At 64.8% G+C, this 17,769-nt stretch carries 18 protein-coding genes and 2 pseudogenes; 10 read left to right on the plus strand and 10 right to left on the minus strand.

The genetic code is table 11. From position 1 onward, the window contains the following. Position 1: 1 nt before the first annotated feature. A pseudogene (locus G6N66_RS12275) lies at positions 2–358 on the minus strand (PIN domain-containing protein); the annotation flags it as partial. A gap of 12 nt (positions 359–370) precedes the next feature. Further along, positions 371–907 carry a helix-turn-helix domain-containing protein gene (locus tag G6N66_RS29010; protein ID WP_085232154.1) on the minus strand — a complete coding sequence of 179 codons (537 nt, stop codon included), beginning with the start codon at positions 905–907 and terminating at the stop codon, positions 371–373. Between the two features lie 60 nt (positions 908–967). On the opposite strand from G6N66_RS29010, the gene G6N66_RS30400 reads away from it, so the two are divergent. Together G6N66_RS30400 and G6N66_RS12290 are read left to right on the plus strand one after the other, a co-directional pair. Continuing rightward, positions 968–1,339: a type II toxin-antitoxin system RelE/ParE family toxin gene (locus tag G6N66_RS30400; protein WP_372515937.1), complete on the plus strand. Its 372-nt coding sequence runs from the start codon at positions 968–970 to the stop codon at positions 1,337–1,339. A 78-nt stretch (positions 1,340–1,417) separates the two neighbouring features. Beyond that, on the plus strand, positions 1,418–1,639 hold the full coding sequence (locus G6N66_RS12290; protein WP_372515942.1) for a HigA family addiction module antitoxin: 222 nt from the start codon (positions 1,418–1,420) through the stop codon (positions 1,637–1,639). A gap of 538 nt (positions 1,640–2,177) precedes the next feature. Here G6N66_RS12290 and G6N66_RS30405 read toward each other — a convergent pair. From G6N66_RS30405 to G6N66_RS12305, 3 genes are all read right to left on the minus strand, one after another. Next, positions 2,178–2,429 carry a ribbon-helix-helix domain-containing protein gene (locus G6N66_RS30405; RefSeq protein WP_139825125.1) on the minus strand — a complete coding sequence of 84 codons (252 nt, stop codon included), beginning with the start codon at positions 2,427–2,429 and terminating at the stop codon, positions 2,178–2,180. 35 nt (positions 2,430–2,464) lie between these two features. Further along, positions 2,465–2,806 carry a hypothetical protein gene (locus tag G6N66_RS12300; RefSeq protein ID WP_085232145.1) on the minus strand — a complete coding sequence of 114 codons (342 nt, stop codon included), beginning with the start codon at positions 2,804–2,806 and terminating at the stop codon, positions 2,465–2,467. Positions 2,807–3,307: 501 nt separating this feature from the next. Then, entirely contained in the window at positions 3,308–3,541 is a 234-nt protein-coding gene (locus G6N66_RS12305) for a hypothetical protein (RefSeq protein ID WP_139825122.1), read from the minus strand. A gap of 529 nt (positions 3,542–4,070) precedes the next feature. On the opposite strand from G6N66_RS12305, the gene G6N66_RS12310 reads away from it, so the two are divergent. Continuing rightward, complete coding sequence (locus tag G6N66_RS12310) at positions 4,071–4,778, plus strand: alpha/beta hydrolase (RefSeq protein WP_263990161.1); 708 nt, start codon at positions 4,071–4,073, stop codon at positions 4,776–4,778. 73 nt (positions 4,779–4,851) lie between these two features. Here the strand turns inward: G6N66_RS12310 and G6N66_RS12315 are convergent, their stop codons facing one another. From G6N66_RS12315 to G6N66_RS12325, 3 genes are all read right to left on the minus strand, one after another. Beyond that, complete coding sequence (locus G6N66_RS12315) at positions 4,852–7,638, minus strand: helix-turn-helix transcriptional regulator (RefSeq protein WP_085232142.1); 2,787 nt, start codon at positions 7,636–7,638, stop codon at positions 4,852–4,854. Positions 7,639–7,906: 268 nt separating this feature from the next. Then, positions 7,907–8,458, minus strand: coding sequence for a hypothetical protein (locus G6N66_RS12320; protein ID WP_085232141.1), 552 nt, complete (start codon positions 8,456–8,458; stop codon positions 7,907–7,909). A 31-nt stretch (positions 8,459–8,489) separates the two neighbouring features. Further along, on the minus strand, positions 8,490–9,326 hold the full coding sequence (locus G6N66_RS12325; protein WP_163645826.1) for an alpha/beta fold hydrolase: 837 nt from the start codon (positions 9,324–9,326) through the stop codon (positions 8,490–8,492). Positions 9,327–9,546: 220 nt separating this feature from the next. Between G6N66_RS12325 and G6N66_RS12330 the strand changes: the two genes are divergently transcribed. From G6N66_RS12330 to G6N66_RS12355, 6 genes are read left to right on the plus strand one after another with little or no spacing between them, the layout of a single operon-like run. Then, positions 9,547–11,202: a GMC family oxidoreductase gene (locus G6N66_RS12330; protein ID WP_085232152.1), complete on the plus strand. Its 1,656-nt coding sequence runs from the start codon at positions 9,547–9,549 to the stop codon at positions 11,200–11,202. Continuing rightward, positions 11,202–12,044 (plus strand): alpha/beta fold hydrolase, encoded by an 843-nt coding sequence (locus G6N66_RS12335; RefSeq protein ID WP_085232139.1) that lies wholly within the window; start codon positions 11,202–11,204, stop codon positions 12,042–12,044. Before G6N66_RS12330 ends, G6N66_RS12335 begins: the two co-directional genes overlap by 1 nt. Before the next feature lie 8 nt (positions 12,045–12,052). Next, a complete protein-coding gene (locus tag G6N66_RS12340; RefSeq protein ID WP_085232138.1) occupies positions 12,053–12,958 on the plus strand; it encodes an alpha/beta hydrolase in 906 nt (301 codons plus the stop codon). A gap of 37 nt (positions 12,959–12,995) precedes the next feature. Further along, on the plus strand, positions 12,996–13,832 hold the full coding sequence (locus G6N66_RS12345) for an MBL fold metallo-hydrolase (RefSeq protein ID WP_085232137.1): 837 nt from the start codon (positions 12,996–12,998) through the stop codon (positions 13,830–13,832). Positions 13,833–13,855: 23 nt separating this feature from the next. Further along, a complete protein-coding gene (locus G6N66_RS12350; RefSeq protein ID WP_085232136.1) occupies positions 13,856–14,359 on the plus strand; it encodes a DUF6841 family protein in 504 nt (167 codons plus the stop codon). Continuing rightward, positions 14,356–15,381 (plus strand): zinc-dependent alcohol dehydrogenase family protein, encoded by a 1,026-nt coding sequence (locus tag G6N66_RS12355; RefSeq protein WP_085232135.1) that lies wholly within the window; start codon positions 14,356–14,358, stop codon positions 15,379–15,381. Before G6N66_RS12350 ends, G6N66_RS12355 begins: the two co-directional genes overlap by 4 nt. Positions 15,382–15,562: 181 nt before the next feature. Here the strand turns inward: G6N66_RS12355 and G6N66_RS29475 are convergent. Further along, positions 15,563–15,850 (minus strand): annotated as a pseudogene (locus G6N66_RS29475) (glycoside hydrolase domain-containing protein); the annotation flags it as partial. A 584-nt stretch (positions 15,851–16,434) separates the two neighbouring features. Between G6N66_RS29475 and G6N66_RS12365 the strand changes: the two are divergent. Continuing rightward, complete coding sequence (locus G6N66_RS12365) at positions 16,435–17,340, plus strand: alpha/beta fold hydrolase (protein WP_085232151.1); 906 nt, start codon at positions 16,435–16,437, stop codon at positions 17,338–17,340. 126 nt (positions 17,341–17,466) lie between these two features. Here the strand turns inward: G6N66_RS12365 and G6N66_RS12370 are convergent, their stop codons facing one another. Further along, entirely contained in the window at positions 17,467–17,769 is a 303-nt protein-coding gene (locus tag G6N66_RS12370) for a hypothetical protein (RefSeq protein WP_139825121.1), read from the minus strand.

Below are 17,769 nucleotides of genomic sequence, written 5' to 3' on the forward strand. Positions count from 1 at the left end.
AAAAGTCTTTCAAGTTGCTGGTGACGAGCACGTCCGCGCCTCCAACCAGGGCCGCCGCAACAACGTGTTCATCGTCGATGTCGGGCAGCCCAAACGTGCCTTCTAGGCTTTCCCAGCTCACCACGATGGCGTCATCGAATGCCGTTCTCATTCGATCGACCAGACGTTGCGCCCGCTGCGATGCGAGAGCCGGGTCGTGACCGCGATTGATGAGCTTTCGCGCTTCTTGATAACACAATTCATCGAGAATCGCCGTTGACCACAACGGCCGATACAACCCCTCGACGGCCAACGAGAGCAGGAAGTCGCGCTGCAGACCGGGCCACAGCACTGAGGTATCCAACAGCGCGGTGAACATTCGGAAGTGCTGTCAGCGCGTGGCAGCCTTGGCCCGACGCCGCTCCGCGACGACGCGGCGCGCTTCACGGAGCCGCTCACGAACGACTTCCGGATCGTCCTCAGCATCGATGTCGATCGCTGTCGCCGCGAGCGCCTCATACTGGCGATTGCGGCGCTGCTCGCGGTAGGCGAGTACGTCGTCGAGCAGCAGTCGGTGGCGATTGCCGATCCGCTCAGCGGGCAACGTACCGTCGGTGATTAAGCGAACGACCGTCGGGCGGCTGACCCCTAACAGGTCTGCAGCTTGCTGGGTGGTCAACTTCATCGTCTGAGGCGCGATGGTGACGGCCTTTCCGGCATGCAACGCCGTGACAACCTTGATCAATGCTTGGTGCACTGAACGCGGTAACTCGATGCGGTCATGTTCACCGATCCCCACAAGGGCATAACTGGGCGATGTGACCGTTCCGCGGAGGCGCTCATGGGTAGCAAGAAACCCGACGACCGGGGCGAGCTCGTCGGGATCCTCCGGGGTAAAGGTGGCTGCCTCTGCGGTGTCGGCGCTCACGTTGGCTCCTATCTGCACTATCCGAAAGAATATTCGGAACGTTCGAATAGTACCGCAAATATGGGTCGCCCCGCTGTCGGCGCTAACCCCCAGCACCTCCAAGGACTACAGGTCCGCACCTTTCAGCCGGGGACCACTTTGGGACCACACGTCCTGCGCGACGGTGAACGACCTGCGCGTCTACGCACGTTATGCGCGGCTATCGCAAGCTCGTACACTGCGGGCGACCTGCCGCTTACATACACCAAGCTGGCTCTCGTCAATGCCGCCGAGAGCATCAACGACCTTCGGGCGCCCCCGGGTAACCGGTTGGAGAAGCTGGCCGGCAGCCGCGCCGGCCAGTACAGCATTCGCGTCAACGACCAGTGGCGCATCTGCTTCACCTGGAGTACGCGCGGCGCCGGCAACGTCGAGCTAGTCGACCACCACTAGGAAGGAGACCGATGGCAGACTTCGAACCCACCCACCCCCGGCGAGATCCTCAAAACGGAATTTCTAGATCCGCTCGGGATCTCGCAGTACCGGATTGCCAAAACGATTGACGTGCCGCCGCGCCGCATCAACGAAATCGTGCATGGTAAGCGGGGCATCAGCGCCGACACCGCACTGAGGCTCTCGCGCGCGCTAGGACTGAGCGACATGTTCTGGATCAACATGCAGGCGCACTACGACGCCGAAGTCGCGCGTGAGCACCTTGCTAAGAAGCTGGCAGGTATCGTCCGCATCGCCTGACCGCCAGCAGTGCCGGTGGCGATTTGCCAGAGCTACGGACCGGTTTGTGCAACCGCATAACCTCGGAATCCGTCTGTGGGCCGAAACGTAGCGTCATACCCGGTCAGACATTTGGAGGACGGCGATTCAGCTGAGTGATGTGAGCGGCCAAAGTCCCAACAGGCAAGGCATGTCGGGATATCGTGATGGCTTCGTCCAGGAGGCGTTGACCCGGTGTGCCGCAGGCTGTGACGCTTGAGCTCCTCGTAGCCAAGCTGGATTACGACCTCGTCCCAACAAGTTGCATCCCCAAGCGTGGCCGTGATGGTCCGCCCACCCCTTGGGCCGGTGAAAAGGCGGCCATCGGGGTCACCACCGGCCAATGGCGGATGCCGGTCGGGAAGCAGCTAGGTGGCCGGGTTATCCACTTTCGCTGGAAGCTTTCCAACACGACCAGTTACACCGACAACGGTAGCGTCTCCAACCTCGCTAGCAGTCACTGCCAGGTTTGGAAGTGCGCCGACTCCGGCTGCGCCTCGCTCGCGCAACTTGACATGCGTTATCGGCGGGCTGGGTGGCGCTCGAGGTATTCGATGACAGCGCGTCGGATCAGCTCTGACGCGGAGTCGGATTCGCCGGTCTCTACGCGGTGTTCGATCTCGGCACGGAGTGCGCGGGGCAACCGGATGGGCAGTACGGGCGTTTTGCCCGTCGGTGGAGTTCCTTTGGTGGGGCGGCCCATGCGGAGCGTTGCGCCGACTTCCAGTGGGCTGCGCACTGTGTATTCGCCGGATTCGACAGCGCGGCTCATCTCGTCGTAGTCCTTCGGGCTTCTCTTCACCACGGTCAGATCTCCTCGTCTCTGTCGTACTGGGGGCCGACGTAGGGCCGTTGCGGGGACAGGTCGGCGCGGAGGTCGATGATGTCGCCGGAGATTTCATAGACCTCGGCAGCGACACCGGGCGTAAGGACCATTGCGTGGAATACCGCCCAGGTGTGGCCGTCTTCGTCTTCGGCTGCGACCTCGATCCAGGGTTCGTTGTTCATCGCGCCGACGAACATGTAGGTGTCGGCGTCAGGGTATGCAGTGGTGATCCCATACCGCAGGAGTGGAAAGGAGATCACCGCACGGATCTCATCGCCGGTGATGCCGTGCTGCCAAGCGGTAGGCAGGCATCTGATCCGCACACGCCGAAAGTGTAATGCCTTTTAAGGGTTAGTGCAATACATTTTTTATCGACCCGCTGGTTCTGCGCGCCCGGGGAGCGCTGCGGCCCAAGGGCGCCTTAATAGCCATTAATAGAGGTAGCGACCTGTGCGCCCATGAGCGCCATGCGCGATCACTGTAAGTCCGCAGACTTTCCGCGGTCTGACCCAACTGGAGAAGCTGGCAGACATCCCGGCCAATTCAGCATCCGCGTCAACGAGCAGTGGCGCATCTGCTTGACATGGAGTGCTAGCGGCGCCGGCAGCATCGAGCTAGTCGATTATCACTACAAAGGAGACGGCGATGGCAGACTTCGCACCTACTCACCCCGGCGAGATCCTTAAGACGGAATCCTTGACTCACTGGGCGTCTCGCGGTACCGGATCGTCAAAACGATCGACGTACCGCCTCGCAGTATCAATGAGATCGCGCACGGCAAGCGTGGCATCAGCGCCGATACGGCGCTGCGGCTCTCACCGGCGCTAGGACTGAGCGACATGGTCGTATCTCCACCGTGAGGGTGCGTCACCGCTGGGCACCGGCACCGCATCAGCGGCGGCGAGAAGGTCGAGCATCGTTGCCTCGGGTACGGGGGAGTCGATGGCGTCGAGTCCGCCTTCGGCTTCGGCGATCAACTCATTGACGCTCCGCCAGCTGGCGACCAACTCCGACCGGACTGCTCGGAGGCCCGCGATGTGATCGGCGCTGTAGGTCATGACGTTTCCTCTTCGTTTCCCGTTGGGCTAGCTAACTTTTGATACCGGCGCGTGCCGGTTCAAAACTTGTCCAGGAATGTCAGTGCCTATGCGGGGAGAGTCTGTCTCTCTCTGTCTTTCTCTTCTGTGGGGCTAGTGTCCGCGCATCGCATAAACGAGCGACTCATCGCCGAATGGCGCCAGCTGATGGATAGCCCTGATTTCACGACTTTGGGCGATGCCCGTCGTTGCGATAAACGACAGACTAGAAAGCGAGGTCTACTTCATGCCGGTTCCGTGGTCGGGGCCAGCCCATTCACGAAAGGTGGCTGGCGGGATGAGCCGGGGGGACTCGCTGCGGGATCTAAGGAGACGGCAACTCTGCCGGACTGATGACTGCGGCCGATGTTGCGGGGTGCGCGAAAAGTCTTGTCATTCCAAATATGTTGGTCAACATAGGAGTACGCATGGTCTCATGGATGAGAAGCGTCGATGATAGCTCAGTGGTCGCGGGACCTACTGGTGAGACGGCGGACCCGGCGGGCTGCGAGTGAGTGGGCGAGAAGAACGCCCCGTCCTCCTACTCGTACCTGGCGCGTGGCATGGCGCGTGGGTGTGGGAGAAAGTGCAGCCCGAGCTCACAGCCCGGGGGTGGGTCGTGCAGACGATGGACTTGCCCAGTGTCGCCGATCGCGGCTGCCCACGTCGCGGCTTGTACGACGATGCGGATGCGGTCCGTCGGCGCATCGAAGGTATTGGGGGCCCGGTCGTGGTGGTGGCACATTCCTACGGCGCTACTGCGGCGACGCAGGGTGCGGTAAACCTGCCGAATGTCCGGCACATAGTCTATATTTGCGGTTTCGTGCTGGACGTCGGTGAATCGTTATTGGGATTGCTTGGCGCCGAACCGGATTGGTGGGTCATCGATAATGACATCATGACCGTCGACGACCCGCGGGCGGTGTTCTTCCACGACGTCGAGGAGGATGAGGTCGATCGGGCGATCGCCCGGATGAAGCCGTTCAGCCGGATCGCGGCCGCCCAGAAGTTGACGCAGGCGGCGTGGCACAGCGTGTCATCGACGTACATCGTGTGCGAGTGCGACGCCAAAATGGGTCCGAGTCAATACACGTTGGCCGCGCGGGCAACCGAAATCCGCTACCTGCCCTCGAGCCATTCACCCATGCTGTCGATGCCCGCCAGGTTGACTGACCTCATCGTCGAGGCGACGGGCAAGGCCACCCTTCCCGGCCCATAGCCGGCTCGATTCCGTGTGGCCGTCGCCTGCTGCGTGCCCGCTGACGAGTGAATGCCGGCGCGGCGGCACAGGCTCAGTTGATTGGGCGCGCGTTCCACGCATTGGCCAGCTGCACCCGCGAATGCAGGTCGAGCTTGGCGAAGATCGATCGCAGATGGGTGTTGACGGTGTGGATGGATATGTTTAGCGCCTCGGCCGTTGCGCGGTTGGTACGTCCGGCCGCCACGTGCCGGGCGACGGCGCGTTCGGTGTCGGTGAGTGCGCCCCAGCCGAATTTGGGGCGGACGCTTCGAGCCGAGCGAGGTACCGATTGCCCGGCCTTCTCTAGTGCGGCCTGCACCTCGTCGAAATAAAGCGGCAGACCGAGACGCTCGTAGAGCGACAGCGCGAGCTCCAGCTCCACAACCCCTTGACGACGCCGACGGCTCCTGATCAGAGCGTGGCCCAAGTCGGCGCGCGCCCGCGCGTGCAGCATCACACGGGGCGCTTCGGCCAGGATCGCCGCCGCGTCTTGCAGTAGCCGCACGTCCTGTTCGACGATCCCGCGTGTTTGGGCCGCGATCCCCTGAAGCGTCTGCACGGCGGGATTTCGTCGCGCGAACAGCTCAGCTTGGGCGACGCACTGGTCGGCCAGCGCTCGCTGCTGCCCGGACATGGCGGCCCCGGCCAGTAGCCGCGGCCACTCCTGTAGGCGACGAAACGCGTTTGTTAGTCGACTGGGATCGGGCCAATGGTCGTGGCGTTGGGTCGCTTCTCTGACCATCGGGGCCAGGACGGCCACCGGCGTAGTGGGATCGCCCATCGCCGCGCAGAGGTAGCCACGCACCAGCGCAAACTCCGGGGGGTGCGCCGAGTTGTCGGCGGCAAAGTCGCGGCTGGCTTCGCTCAGGAGGGCAGCGCCCTGTTCGAATTGTTTCTGCAGCGCCGCGTAGATGCCCAACAGGATCAGTGCCTCAATTTTGTTGGCCCGGTTGCCGAGCTCATCGCTGACACGGATGAGACTGTGCGCGGTCGCCGCCGCGGCGTCCAGGTGGCCCAGGTGCCAGTCCTGCCACTGCTGCGCCAGCAGCAGATCGGGAAGGACCGCCTCCGAATGCGAATCGGCACCATGAAATGCCGCGTCGAGCAATGACTGCGCCTCTGAGTAGCGGTCCAGATTCTGCAGCGTCATGATCTCCGACGAGACGTACTGCGGCCCGAAACGCGTTCGCAGTGAGTGGAATCTGTCGAGCGCCAAGCCGTAGCGGCCCTCGTTGCGTGCGGCCTGGCCCAGCGCCTGCAGACCGATCAGCGCGACGGCGGGATCCACGCCCCCGTCCATCTGCAGCGCGCGCTGGGCGGTCGCCTCGGCTACCGAGGCCGATTCCACCCTGGTCAGCGCCAACGCCTTGGTGGCGGTCAGCCGCGCGATCAGCTCGGCGGACACCCCAGTGAGCGACAACGTGGTGTCGACCCGGTCGACGAGTTCGCTCAGCCGGCCGGTGAGCCACAGGGCGCGCGCGGCGATCACCTGTAGCTGGGCCCACCGATTGGGATCGACGGCAGGCTGCAGCAGTTCGTCGACGATGTTCAGGGCCTCTGCGCCATGTTGTGCCTCGAGCAGGATTTCCGCGCACGCCTGACCGACATCTTGCCAGTCAGGGTCATGCGGCTTGGCCAGCGCGAACGCCACCAGGGCGAGCTCAGCGGCCGCGTGCGGAACGGTGCCAAGGCACTGCTCGGCCGCGGTACGCAGGATCGATATGGCCTCGGCGTCGCCGAGCCGGGCGCACGCCTCGGCGTGGGGTGCCGCGCGAACCGCGTTGCCATTCGTGGCGACCATGATGAAGGCCGCGCACCGACGATGCAGGTCGATTTTCGCCGAACGCGACAGGGCGCCGTAGCAGAACTCCCGGATTAGGTCGTGGGGGAACTCCACCGCATCGCCGTCGACGTTGAGCAGGCCGAGGGCGGCGGCGTCGCGGGCGCGGTCGAGGACCTCTTGCGTCGAGGTCAACCCCAGCATCTCCGCGGCGGTGGTGAATGTGAGTGGGCGTCCCCACACGGCGGCAAGGTGCAGCAGGTCCCGGGCGGGCCCACCGAGGCGGCGGGTCCGCGTTTGCAGCGAGATCAGCAGCGACCCCGGAATGGCCGCGTTGTCGGCGTCTGCCAGGTGCCCGGACGCAATCTGTCTGGACAGTTGAGATGCCAGCAGGGGATTGCCGGTGGCCACCCGCAGTTGTTGGCGCGCGGGCGCCGAAAGCGGATGACCGACAATTTCGGCGGCCAGGGCGAAAATGTCCTCGTCGGCGAGCGGGCCCAGAGCGATATGGTCGACGTCGACGGTCGCGTCGAGTGCCCCGGCGGCGATCTCCTCAGCTGCTTCGGCCTGACTTCCGCGCCGGGCGATCGCCCAGATGATCGAGGAACCCGCCAACCGCCCGGTCAGTGCGCGCATCAGGAAGCGGCTCAACGGGTCGGCGTACTGAAAGTCGTCGAGCGCAATCAGAATCGGCTGCCGTTGTGCTCGGTCCTCGAGGATGTCGGCGATCTGGTCTGCCAGCCACAGTCTCTTGTCGAAGATGGTGGCTAGATTCTGGAACGTCTCGGTGTCGACCAGCGGCTGATTGCCTGATCGCAGCGCCAACAGCACCAAGGCGCCCGCGGCGACGTCGTCCACCGGGGCCGCTCGGGCCCATCCCACCGCGAAGCCCGCGTCTCGGGCCTGCCGCTGGATCGACTCCAGCAGCGCCGACTTGCCGATGCCGGCTTCCCCGGTGATGACGATGACGACGCCGCCACCGTGGCGCGTGGCCGCGCGCAAGGCGTCGTCTACGTGGTCCAACTCGGCTGCCCGGCCGTAGAGATTCAGCCGAGCCATGCTTCTGACTCTGCTTTCGGTGGCTCGGTGAATACCCGCTCGTGACGCTTCATGCCAACGCCGGTCTGCATCCAGACGCTATTCCAGATCGGTGTCGATCGTACTCGGTTGACGGCAAGGCTCGGCACGACGCCGTGACCTTGTGGTCGAAGCGAAGTCATCTAGGACAGACGAGCAAGGACCAGCGGTTGTTCGTCGGGTGACCACGTTCAGTCGATGCGTACCGAAAGGAGCATGCACGCATCAGAAACGCAACAGTATACGGAGTTTAATTGCGGGCCAATGCCTTCCGTTCCAGGCTTTGCGCGTAAAGCGCCGTCTCGCGACGGTTGTGGTCATCGGTGGCGGCTTGGCGGTCGGCCACGGCGTCTTCGAACGGGATCCCGATCCTCTCGAGCATTTCCAGGAATGCCGATGTCGGGTAACTGATTACCTGGTTGGTGTATCGGCAGCTGGCAGGGCCCACTGCGGTGACGCTGAGGTCCCAGATCACCTGGATCTTTGTCCAACCGCCCGGCACTTGCACGTCGCTGAGCGACACCATCCGGCAATGGTGGGGTTCGTGGACCTCGGCGACGTAGTGCTGCACCATGAGCGTGCCGCCGATCTGCTCCACGTTGATCGACATCGGCCGGCCGTCGTCGGTCGTCGTTGTTCCGGCGGCGATGTGATCCGGTGGCGCGCAACGCTGGTACTCGGCGTCGGGCAGGTGCAGTAGCCAGTCGGCGATGTCGACGCGGTCTATCCCGGCGTGGATGGTGGCGGTCTTTTTGGATTCGACCAACACTGTGTCGGTCAGGATGTTTGTGGACGTGGTCATGTTTCACGCGCTCGTTTTCTCGTTGGTAGGTCTAGCTTTTCGGCGCGGTGTCGGCTCGGTCCCACCAGCCGGTGAGCAACGCGGCGTATTCGGTCGGTTTTTCCTCCCAGCAGAAGTGACCCGCGCCGGCAATGAGATCGACTTGGGAGTTGGGCAGTCGCTCATGCAGGAACTCGGCATTGGTCGTGGGCACCACGTCGTCGTCGGCGCCGGCGACGATGCGGACCGGCGTCGGGATACCGGGCAACAACTCGGCAAGTTGCGGGAGGTATTCGCGGTAGCTCTGGGCGTAGGGGATGGTGTCGGCGAAGCGTTCGCCCTCATAGCAAGACATGTAGTCTTCGCGGATCTCGTCCGGAGGGGCGTAGCCCGCGATCGTGCCGAGAGCGATCTCGACGATCTTGCGCCCGCCGATCTCGCGGTAGGGCTGTAGGTCGGACGCTTCGACCCAGTCCTTGAGAACACCGCTCACATCCAGCGGCACCGCCGCCCCGCCGCTGCCGACCACGACGCTGCGGAATCGGCCCGGTTCGGTGGCGGCGGCAAACAGCACCGAGGAGGTCCCGATGTCCGGGCCGACGATGTGCGGGTTGTCCAGCCCCAAAGCGTCGGCGATGCGAAGGATGAACTGTCCCATTGCCTTCGGGTTCATCAGCTCCGGGCGGTAGTCCGATCCGCCGAAGCCCGGGGGATCGATGGCGATCAGGTGCGCGGCGGACGCCAGCTGCAGCCAGGCCGGCTCGAAGGCGTACACGCTTTCCGGCCAGGGGCTCATCAGGACCGCGTCGGGACCGTCTTGGCCGCCCTCGGCGTAGCGAACCGACACTCCGTCGACCGTGGTTTTCTTCGGGTGAATCAGGGCGCTCATGGATTTAAGTCTTGCGCGTGTCGCGTGGGATGGCATCGCACGATCGGGTGAGAGCTAAGGCCCCGTCGTCGCGCGAAGATCACAGCCGCGACATCGGTCATTCGGGCGATGTGACCGGCTTGTCGCGCACCTAGCGTCAGAACGGTGCCCACGGGTCTTGCCGGCTGGCCCTCGTGGGGCACGGCACCGAGTTCCGGCGATCAAGTTTTGGCAGGTGACGATGACAGCTTCCGAGCACGACAACAGCTCGGCCGATTTCGCCGCGTTGGCCCGCGCTAACCAGGAGCGCTTGGCGGCGGAATGGAATACGCGGGACTACGACTTCATCGTGTGCGGCGCCGGCACGTCGGGCTCGGTGCTGGCGCGCCGGCTGGCCGAGAACCCATCGGTCAGGGTGCTGCTGCTGGAGGCCGGGGGACCCGATGACGACCCCGCCATCCGGATTCCCGACCTGTGGCCGACCAACTTGGGCAGCGAACGGGACTGGGCCTTTCAGAGCGAGCCCAACCCGTGCGTCAACGGCCGCGCGTTGACGTTTTCGATGGGCAAGGCTCTGGGCGGCGGGTCGGCCATCAACGTCATGTTGTGGGCACGCGGCCACAAAGCCGACTGGGACTTCGTCGCGTCGGAAGCCGGCGATCCGGCCTGGGGCTACGAGTCGGTGCTCGACATCTACCGGGCGGTCGAAAATTGGCACGGCAAACCCGATCCGCGTTACCGCGGAACGGCGGGTCCCGTGTTCGTTGCGCCGGCACCCGACCCGCACCCGCTGGCGCACGCGGTCGTGGAGGCGGCAGGTTCGCTGGCCGTGCCGACGTTCGAGAACGCCAATGGTCGGCTGATGGAAGCCACTGCGGGGGCATCGATCTCGGACTTGAGGGTCCGCGACGGCACCCGCGAATCGGTGTTCCGGTCGTACGTCTACCCGTACCTGGACCGCCCGAACCTGACGGTGCTGACCGGCGCCGTGGTTCGGCGCGTCGTCTTCGACGGCCCGGTCGCCACCGGCGTCGAGGTCGCTTACGGCGCGGCGGTCCATCGGGTCGCGGCTCAGGCCGAGGTGATCCTGTCCATGGGTGCCGTCAACACGCCGAGGGTGCTGATGGTCTCCGGTGTGGGCAACGAACCTGACCTGGTTCGGGTCGGGATTCCTGTCGTCGCGCATCTGCCCGGTGTCGGCGCCAACTTTCAGGACCATGTCGGAGTGGACTGCGTCTGGCGGTTTCGCGACGTCCCGCCGCCCAACGCCAGATCCGAAGCCGTCGTGTACTGGCAACACGAAACCGGCGCCTGCTCACCGGAGCTGTTTGCGTACCTGGGCACCTTTCCGCACGCCAGCTCGGAGAACGCTGCGCGATTCGGATTGCCCGACGACAGTTGGGTTCTGTTCGGCGGCGTCTCGCATCCACAAAGCCGCGGTCGTGTCCGGCTGACAGGAGCGGATCCAACCGACCCCGTGCGAATCGAAGCGAACACGCTGTGCGAGAACGCAGACGTGCAAGGGGCCGTGGCATGTGTCGAATTCCTGCGGGAAGTCGGCAATTCCGCGTCGGTACGGCCTTTCGTAAAGGTCGAGGTGATGCCCGGAGCACTCGCGGGGGCGGAGCTGCAGCACTATGTTCGCGATGCCGCCCTGTCGTATTGGCACGGAGTGGGTACCGCCAGGATCGGCCGCGATTCAATGGCCGTCGTCGATAGCGGCCTCAAGGTGTACGGGATCGATCATCTGCGGATCGCGGACGCTTCGGTGCTGCCGCGGCTGCCCACCTCGAACACCATGGCCTCGTGCGTGGCCATCGGCGAGCGAGCCGCGGCGCTGATCGCGGCCGAACAGGGTTTGTCAGCCTCACTCACCTCAGCCGAGAACGAAAACTAATGACCAGCTACGAGAGTGTGCGCTCCTCAACGGCCTTGGGCGCCAATGGAATCAGCTACCGTTATCGCCGCGTCGGCAACCCGGCCGCACGGCCACTGGTGTTGCTGCAGCACTTTCGCGGCAACCTGGACAACTGGGATCCGGCGCTGCTGGACGCGCTGGCCGGCAGCCGCGAAGTCGTGGCGTTCGACAACGTCGGCGTGGGCGGCAGCACCGGGAGGGTACCGCCCTCGGTCACCCAGATGGCCCACGACGCGATCAGTTTCATCACCGCGGTGGGGCTGGACCGTGTCGACATCCTCGGCTACTCCCTGGGCGGTTTCGTCGCCCAGGAGATCACGCTGATTCGGCCCGACCTGGTCGAACGAATGGTGTTGGCGGCCACCGCACCACAGGGCGCGCCGGGCATGCACGGCTGGGTCGGGGACATCATCGATGCGGTGGGCTCAGAGCACACCACCGGCGACCAACTGCTGCACGCCTTCTTCACCGACAGCGCGGCCAGCCGCGCGGCAGGCGGGGAATTCCTGGGCCGGATATTCGCCCGCGCCGAGGGCCGCGACGAGGCCACCGACTGGGCGACTCGGCAGGCTCACTACGACGCAGTCGTGCAGTGGGGCGTCCCCAACCACAGCATGCTCGAACGGCTGGCCGCGATCAGCCAACCCGTGCTGGTCGCCAACGGCGACAGCGACCGGATGATCCTGCCCCGCTACAGCCACCTGTCGGTGAGCCTGCTGCCCAACGCCACCATCAAGATTTATCCCGATGCCGCCCACGGGTTCCTTTTCCAGCACCACAGCGCGTTCGCCGACGACGTCTGCGGGTTCCTCGACACGTAGGCCCGATCATGGTGGCGCGAAACGACATCGAATTCACTGGCGAAGGCGGTGTCACCTTGCGCGGCTGGCTGTTCGTTCCCGATTCCGCGCCACCGCATCCCGCGATCACGATGGCGCACGGTTTCGCCGGCGTCAAGGAACATGGGCTGGCGCGATTCGCGGAGTTTTTCGCCGGCGCCGGGTTCGTGGTGTTGGTGCACGACCATCGCGGATTCGGGTCCAGCGACGGTGAACCGCGCTACGACGTCGACCCATGGCAGCAGGTAGCCGACTGGCGGCGCGCCGTCTCCTATCTGGAGAGCAACCCGGATGTCGACCCGGACCGCGTTGGCCTGTGGGGTAGCAGCTACGCAGGTGGGCACGCAATTGTGTTGGGCGCCAGCGATCGTCGATTGCGCGCCGTGGTCGCGCAGGTTCCCACCGTCAGCGGCTACCAGCAGAGCCTGCGGCGGGTTCCACCCGATCAGGTGGCGTCCCTGGAAGCCAGTTTTATCGCCGACGAACGCGGCCAGTTCCACGGCGCGGCGCCGGCCACCCAGGCGGTCGCCGGTGCCGACCCCGATGTGCCCGCCGCCTACCGATCCGCCGAAGCAATCGCGTTCTACAACCAGGCCGTGCCCGAAGGCGTCTGGGACAACATCGTCACGGTGCGGTCCACCCGCGCTGCACGCATGTATGAGCCGGGCACGTTCATCGAAAGGGTCTCACCTACACCCTTGCTGATGATCGTGGGCTTGTACGACACGGTGACGATTGCCGACCTGGCTCTGGCCGGCTACGAACGCGCACTGCAGCCCAAGCGACTGGTCACCATCGCCGGAGGGCATTTCGATCCCTACCTGGGCCGGTTCGGTGAGGCCAGCAGCGCCGCGTGCTCCTGGTTCACCGAGCACCTCGGAAGCAGGCGTAGATAATGCCCCAGTCCTGTTGTCCACGAGACGGATTCAGCTCATGACCGAGCTCAATTACCAGGTCTTTGTCAACGACGGCGTCCCCCGTCAACGTCGCCAACGGTTGCCCGGCGGCAGTCAAATCGTATCCTCGCCACTGGCGACCACGCTGATCTACGGCGAACGCGAAGCCACTCTCGTCGACCCCCCGTTCACCTCCGAGCAGGTGGCGCGGGTGGCTGACTGGGTTGAGGGTTTGGGAAGACGGGTGACGCGCATCTACGCCACTCACGGGCACGGCGATCACTGGTTCGGGACTGATCTGCTGATGCGCCGGCTCGGCCACGCGGACGCCTATGCCACGGAGGGCACCATCTCGATGATGTACGCCCAGGCGAGGGGGCGATCCGGCCACTGGGACGTCGACTTCCCCGGCGCCATCCCCGACAGTCCCGTGGTGTACCAACCCATCTCACCCGATGGGTTCGAGCTGGAAGGCCATCAGCTCGTCGCGGTCGAGACCGGCCACACCGACACCGACGACACCACCGTCCTGCATGTGCCCTGCATCGGGCTCATCGTCGCCGGGGACGTGGCATACAACGGCGTGCACCAGTATCTGCTCGAAAGCGCCGGCGCCGGAATTGATTCGTGGCTGGCCGCCATCGACGAGGTCTCCGCGCTGGCCCCGCGGGCCGTGGTCGCCGGGCACAAGAACAGGGATCTGCCCGACGATCCGGCCATCCTCGGACAAACCCGCGACTACCTCCGCGACGCGCGGCGCCTGCTCGCGCGTTCGCGGAATCCGAGAGAGTTCTACGACGGGATGATCGAGCTCTACCCGGACCGGTTGAACGTCGGCCCGCTCTGGTATAGCGCGGTGGAGTTGCTGTCGTGACGTCAACGCAGAGGGGGCGCCCCGTGAGCGATTCGAACGTCGACGCAATCGCGGTCCGCGACGAGGTGTCCCAGTGGTTCTTCGACCGCTACCTGCCCGCCTGGGTGGGAGTGGGAAACGGAACCCGTGACCTGGACCCCGATTTCATCCTCGATTACTGGGGGGTGCCGCTGCACCACTGCATGCCCAACGCGAGTGTGTGGCTGCTCGACGCCGCCGCGGTCGTCGACTTTCTCAAACGGCGGCACCGTGAACTGCGGGCCAGGGGCTACGCCTACACCGCCGTGCCGGACCGCAGCATCGTCGTCTACCACTCACATGGGGCCGCCATCGAAGTGATCTGGTCCCGCTGCCGCAGCACTGGCAGCGAGATCGAGCGCCTGGCAGTGCATTTCGAGGCGGCGCGGGCGTCAGACGGCTGGCGGATCGTGGGTATTCAAGCCGCACCCACCAGTGCCGACACCCTGCGAGCGGCATGGCCGAACGGCCAGAAAACACTGAACCGAGGATCGGGGGTCCAATCGTGAAAGGGATTCAGTTCAGCCACTACGGTGAGCCCAAAGAAGTTCTGAAAGTCACGGACAGCCCGATACCCGAACCTGGCGAAGGCCAAGTCCGCGTTCGTGTCCTGCTCAGCCCGATAAACCCCTCGGACTTGTTGTATGTCCGGGGCCGCTACTCCGGGGTCACGCCGGTGTTTCCGGCACCGGCCGGGTTCGAAGGCGTGGGCATCGTGGACGCCCTGGGGCCAGGCGTGGACCATCCGGCCGTCGGTCAGCGCGTCATCTGCCGAAACTCGCAGGGCGGCAACTGGGCTGAGTACGCTGTCATCCAGGCCGCCAAGGTCTACCCGGCACCCGACGGCATACCCGACGAGCAGGTGGCATCCTTCCTGATCAACCCCGCCTCGGCGATCCTCATGGTGCGCCACGTGCTGGCCGTGCCGCCCGGAGAGTGGCTGTTGCAGTCGGCCGCGGGCTCCGAGCTGGGCCGCATGATCATCAGGCTGGCCAAGCGAGACGGAATCAAGACGCTCAACATCGTGCGCCGCAGGGAGGCCGTGGCCGAGCTGCGGGCCCTCGGCGCCGACGCGGTGCTCGTGTCCACCGACGCGCCCATCGACGAGCAGGTCCGCAACATCGTCGGGCCTGACGGTGTCAATTACGCCGTCGACCCCGTGGCGGGGCAGACCGGAACCGAAATGTTCCGCTCGCTTAGCGTCGACGGCCGGATGCTGCTATACGGGTCATTGACCGACGAGCCCGTCCGGGTCGGCGAGGACCCCCGCTTCACCCTGTCGGGACGCCGACGGCTCGAGGTCTACTGGCTGGGCTACTGGCTACCGCGTCTCGACGCGAGCGGCTTCTTCCCGACGGGACGCTCGGCCGTCGCCCAACTCATCGACGAGATCGGCGGTCTCGTGCGTGAAGGCGTCCTCACAACCACCCCGGGCTCAACGTACCCGCTCGACCTCATCCGCGATGCCGTGACCGAAGCCGAATGCCCCGGCCGCGACGGCAAGGTGGTCATCGCCCCTGGCCAAAGCTAACGCGTGCCGCGAAAACCCGGCCGCTACTACGGCGGCGAAGATGCCTGGTATTCGAGGCAACTTTGATACAGCTGATCGATGATCAGAAACCGCCAGCCCAAAAGGTTGGCACTCATACCACGCTAATTCGTTCCGGTCGTACGGCTGTGCGCGCCAGCGACCCGAACCAAGTTCGACGCGCGCCGCCGGCCCCTTTGTGCGAACGCAGGGCGGTTTGTGCATCCGCCACCGCCGTCGAAGCCCCGGGTGAAGTCCGATGGTGCGGACCCGTTCGGCTTGCCGTATTGGAAATTGCTCACGATCTCCAGGCCGACAGTACGCAGCGCGTCGGCGTACTTTCGCGTTGCCGGTTTGGCGCCGAAGTTGTCCCCTGGGCGCGATTCCGAGACGTAGGTAATTACACCGCCGTACCCGGCAGCCTTGATTTGATCCGGTAGGATCTCCCGCGCAGAAAGTCGATAAGCCTCATGGCTTCCTCTCTCAAGGGGAGCGTTCTGGGTCCGGTGACTCAACGCCGGATGCGGTTGCAATACACGAAGGCTGGATCCGCACCAAGCGTCCGGCGCGATTCTCCGATGCCGATCGCTCGCTTGGGATGCGTGGTTGACTACTCGATCCCGCGTAGCGACTACCGATTTCTCGCGTGCAGCGTTATGCACGAGTCTTCGAGACTTAGGGGGCAGCCACGCTGGCCGGCTATCCATAGCCCGGGCGCAAATGTTGCCGGCGGGGGAACCGTCATCGCCGTCCGGGTATAGAGCGTGGCCCCGGTTCGGTATCGCTAATGGCTCCGCGGGCAGCCGGACTGCGGCCCGGCGAGTTGATCCCCAAGTGACGGCCACGACCACCCCTATTTGGATTCACCGCCGAGCAGACGAATGCGAGTTATTGACGGCATCACGGGCGCGGCGTCAGTCCCCAGAAGGCCGTGATCGGGTTGAGCGGTGTCCGCGGTGTGAACCGGGGCTGGGTCGATCAAGCCGTTGTCGCCGGGTCCCGGCATCGGTGAACCACCCTCACGGCGTTGCGCTATGGCAGAGCATGATGACCGTGATGGACGCTGAACTGAAACGCTGGCTGGATTCCGGACAGACCTTCGACTACCTCGGCTTCGACATCTTCTACCGCGTAGAAGGTGGCGGACCGCCGCTGCTGCTGATCCACGGTTATCCGTTCAATTCCTACGACTGGGCGCCGATGTGGCCCACTCTGTCCAAGCGGTTCACCGTCATCGCCCCGGACATGATGGGCATGGGGTTCTCGGCGAAGCCCGTGGCCTACGAGTACTCGGTGACAGACCACGCCGACATGCACGAAGCGCTGCTGGCGCACCTCGACATCGGCAACGCGCACATCCTGGCCCACGACATCGGCGACTCGGTGGGCCAAGAACTGTTGGCCCGTCACGAGTTTGGGCAACAGGCCTACGGCGCGCTGCGCATCGATTCGATCACCTGGCTCAACGGAGGCATGTTCATCGAGGCCTATACGCCCAGGGCGGCCCAAAAGCTCATGTCGCGAACGCCGTTGGGGGACATCCTCAGTCATGTGCAGGACAGCCCGCTGTCCCGACGGCTGCTGGAACCGACGCTGCGGGAGATGTTCGGCCCGAATACCAAGCCGACCCGGCACATGATGGACGTGTTCAACCAGATCTTGGACTACAACGACGGCCGGCGGGTGCTGCACAAGGTCGGCCGGTTCATCAATGATCGCTACACGCACCGCAACCGGTGGGTACGTGCCATGCGGCAGACCCCGGTTCCGATGCGGTTGATCGACGGGCCGATCGACCCCAACTCCGGTGCCCACATGGCGCGCCGATATGCCGAGGTGATACCCGATCCCGATGTGGTGATGCTGGCCGACGACATCGGGCACTGGCCGCAACTCGAAGCGCCCGATGCGGTGCTCACCCACTTCCTCGCCCACATCGACCGCATCGCGCTGAACGAATAGGTGCGCCTAGCACAGAGCGGACAGCCCAACGCGGGCCGGAAATTCAGCACCCACAAGGCATTTTGCCGACCCAGCAGCCTTACGTGCCGGCGCCCGGTGGCACCGGGCACCAGCCCGGACCGCAGTTCATCCGGGGATGCTGCCCTCGACGGTGTCGGAGAGGCTGGCGCCGTTGCCTTGATCGATCCATCGGCGGTGCCAGTCGTCGCAGCTGTTCATGTCCCAGTTCAGATCGGGGGCCAGGGTGGCAACCAGTCTGATCCCGCCGTCGGGGCCCTTCTGGTACTTGTACGGCACCGGCAACGGCTGGCCCGGACACCACGTTCCGTAGCCCTTGTCGGCCTGGGCAATTCCGGTCGCCGGCCCAAATGCGGCCAACGCCAGCCCGCCACCGAGCAGCGCACCGGCGATCACCTTCTGCATCAACAC

The organism is Mycobacterium conspicuum, from assembly GCF_010730195.1.
Taxonomy (GTDB): Bacteria; Actinomycetota; Actinomycetes; order Mycobacteriales; family Mycobacteriaceae; genus Mycobacterium; species Mycobacterium conspicuum.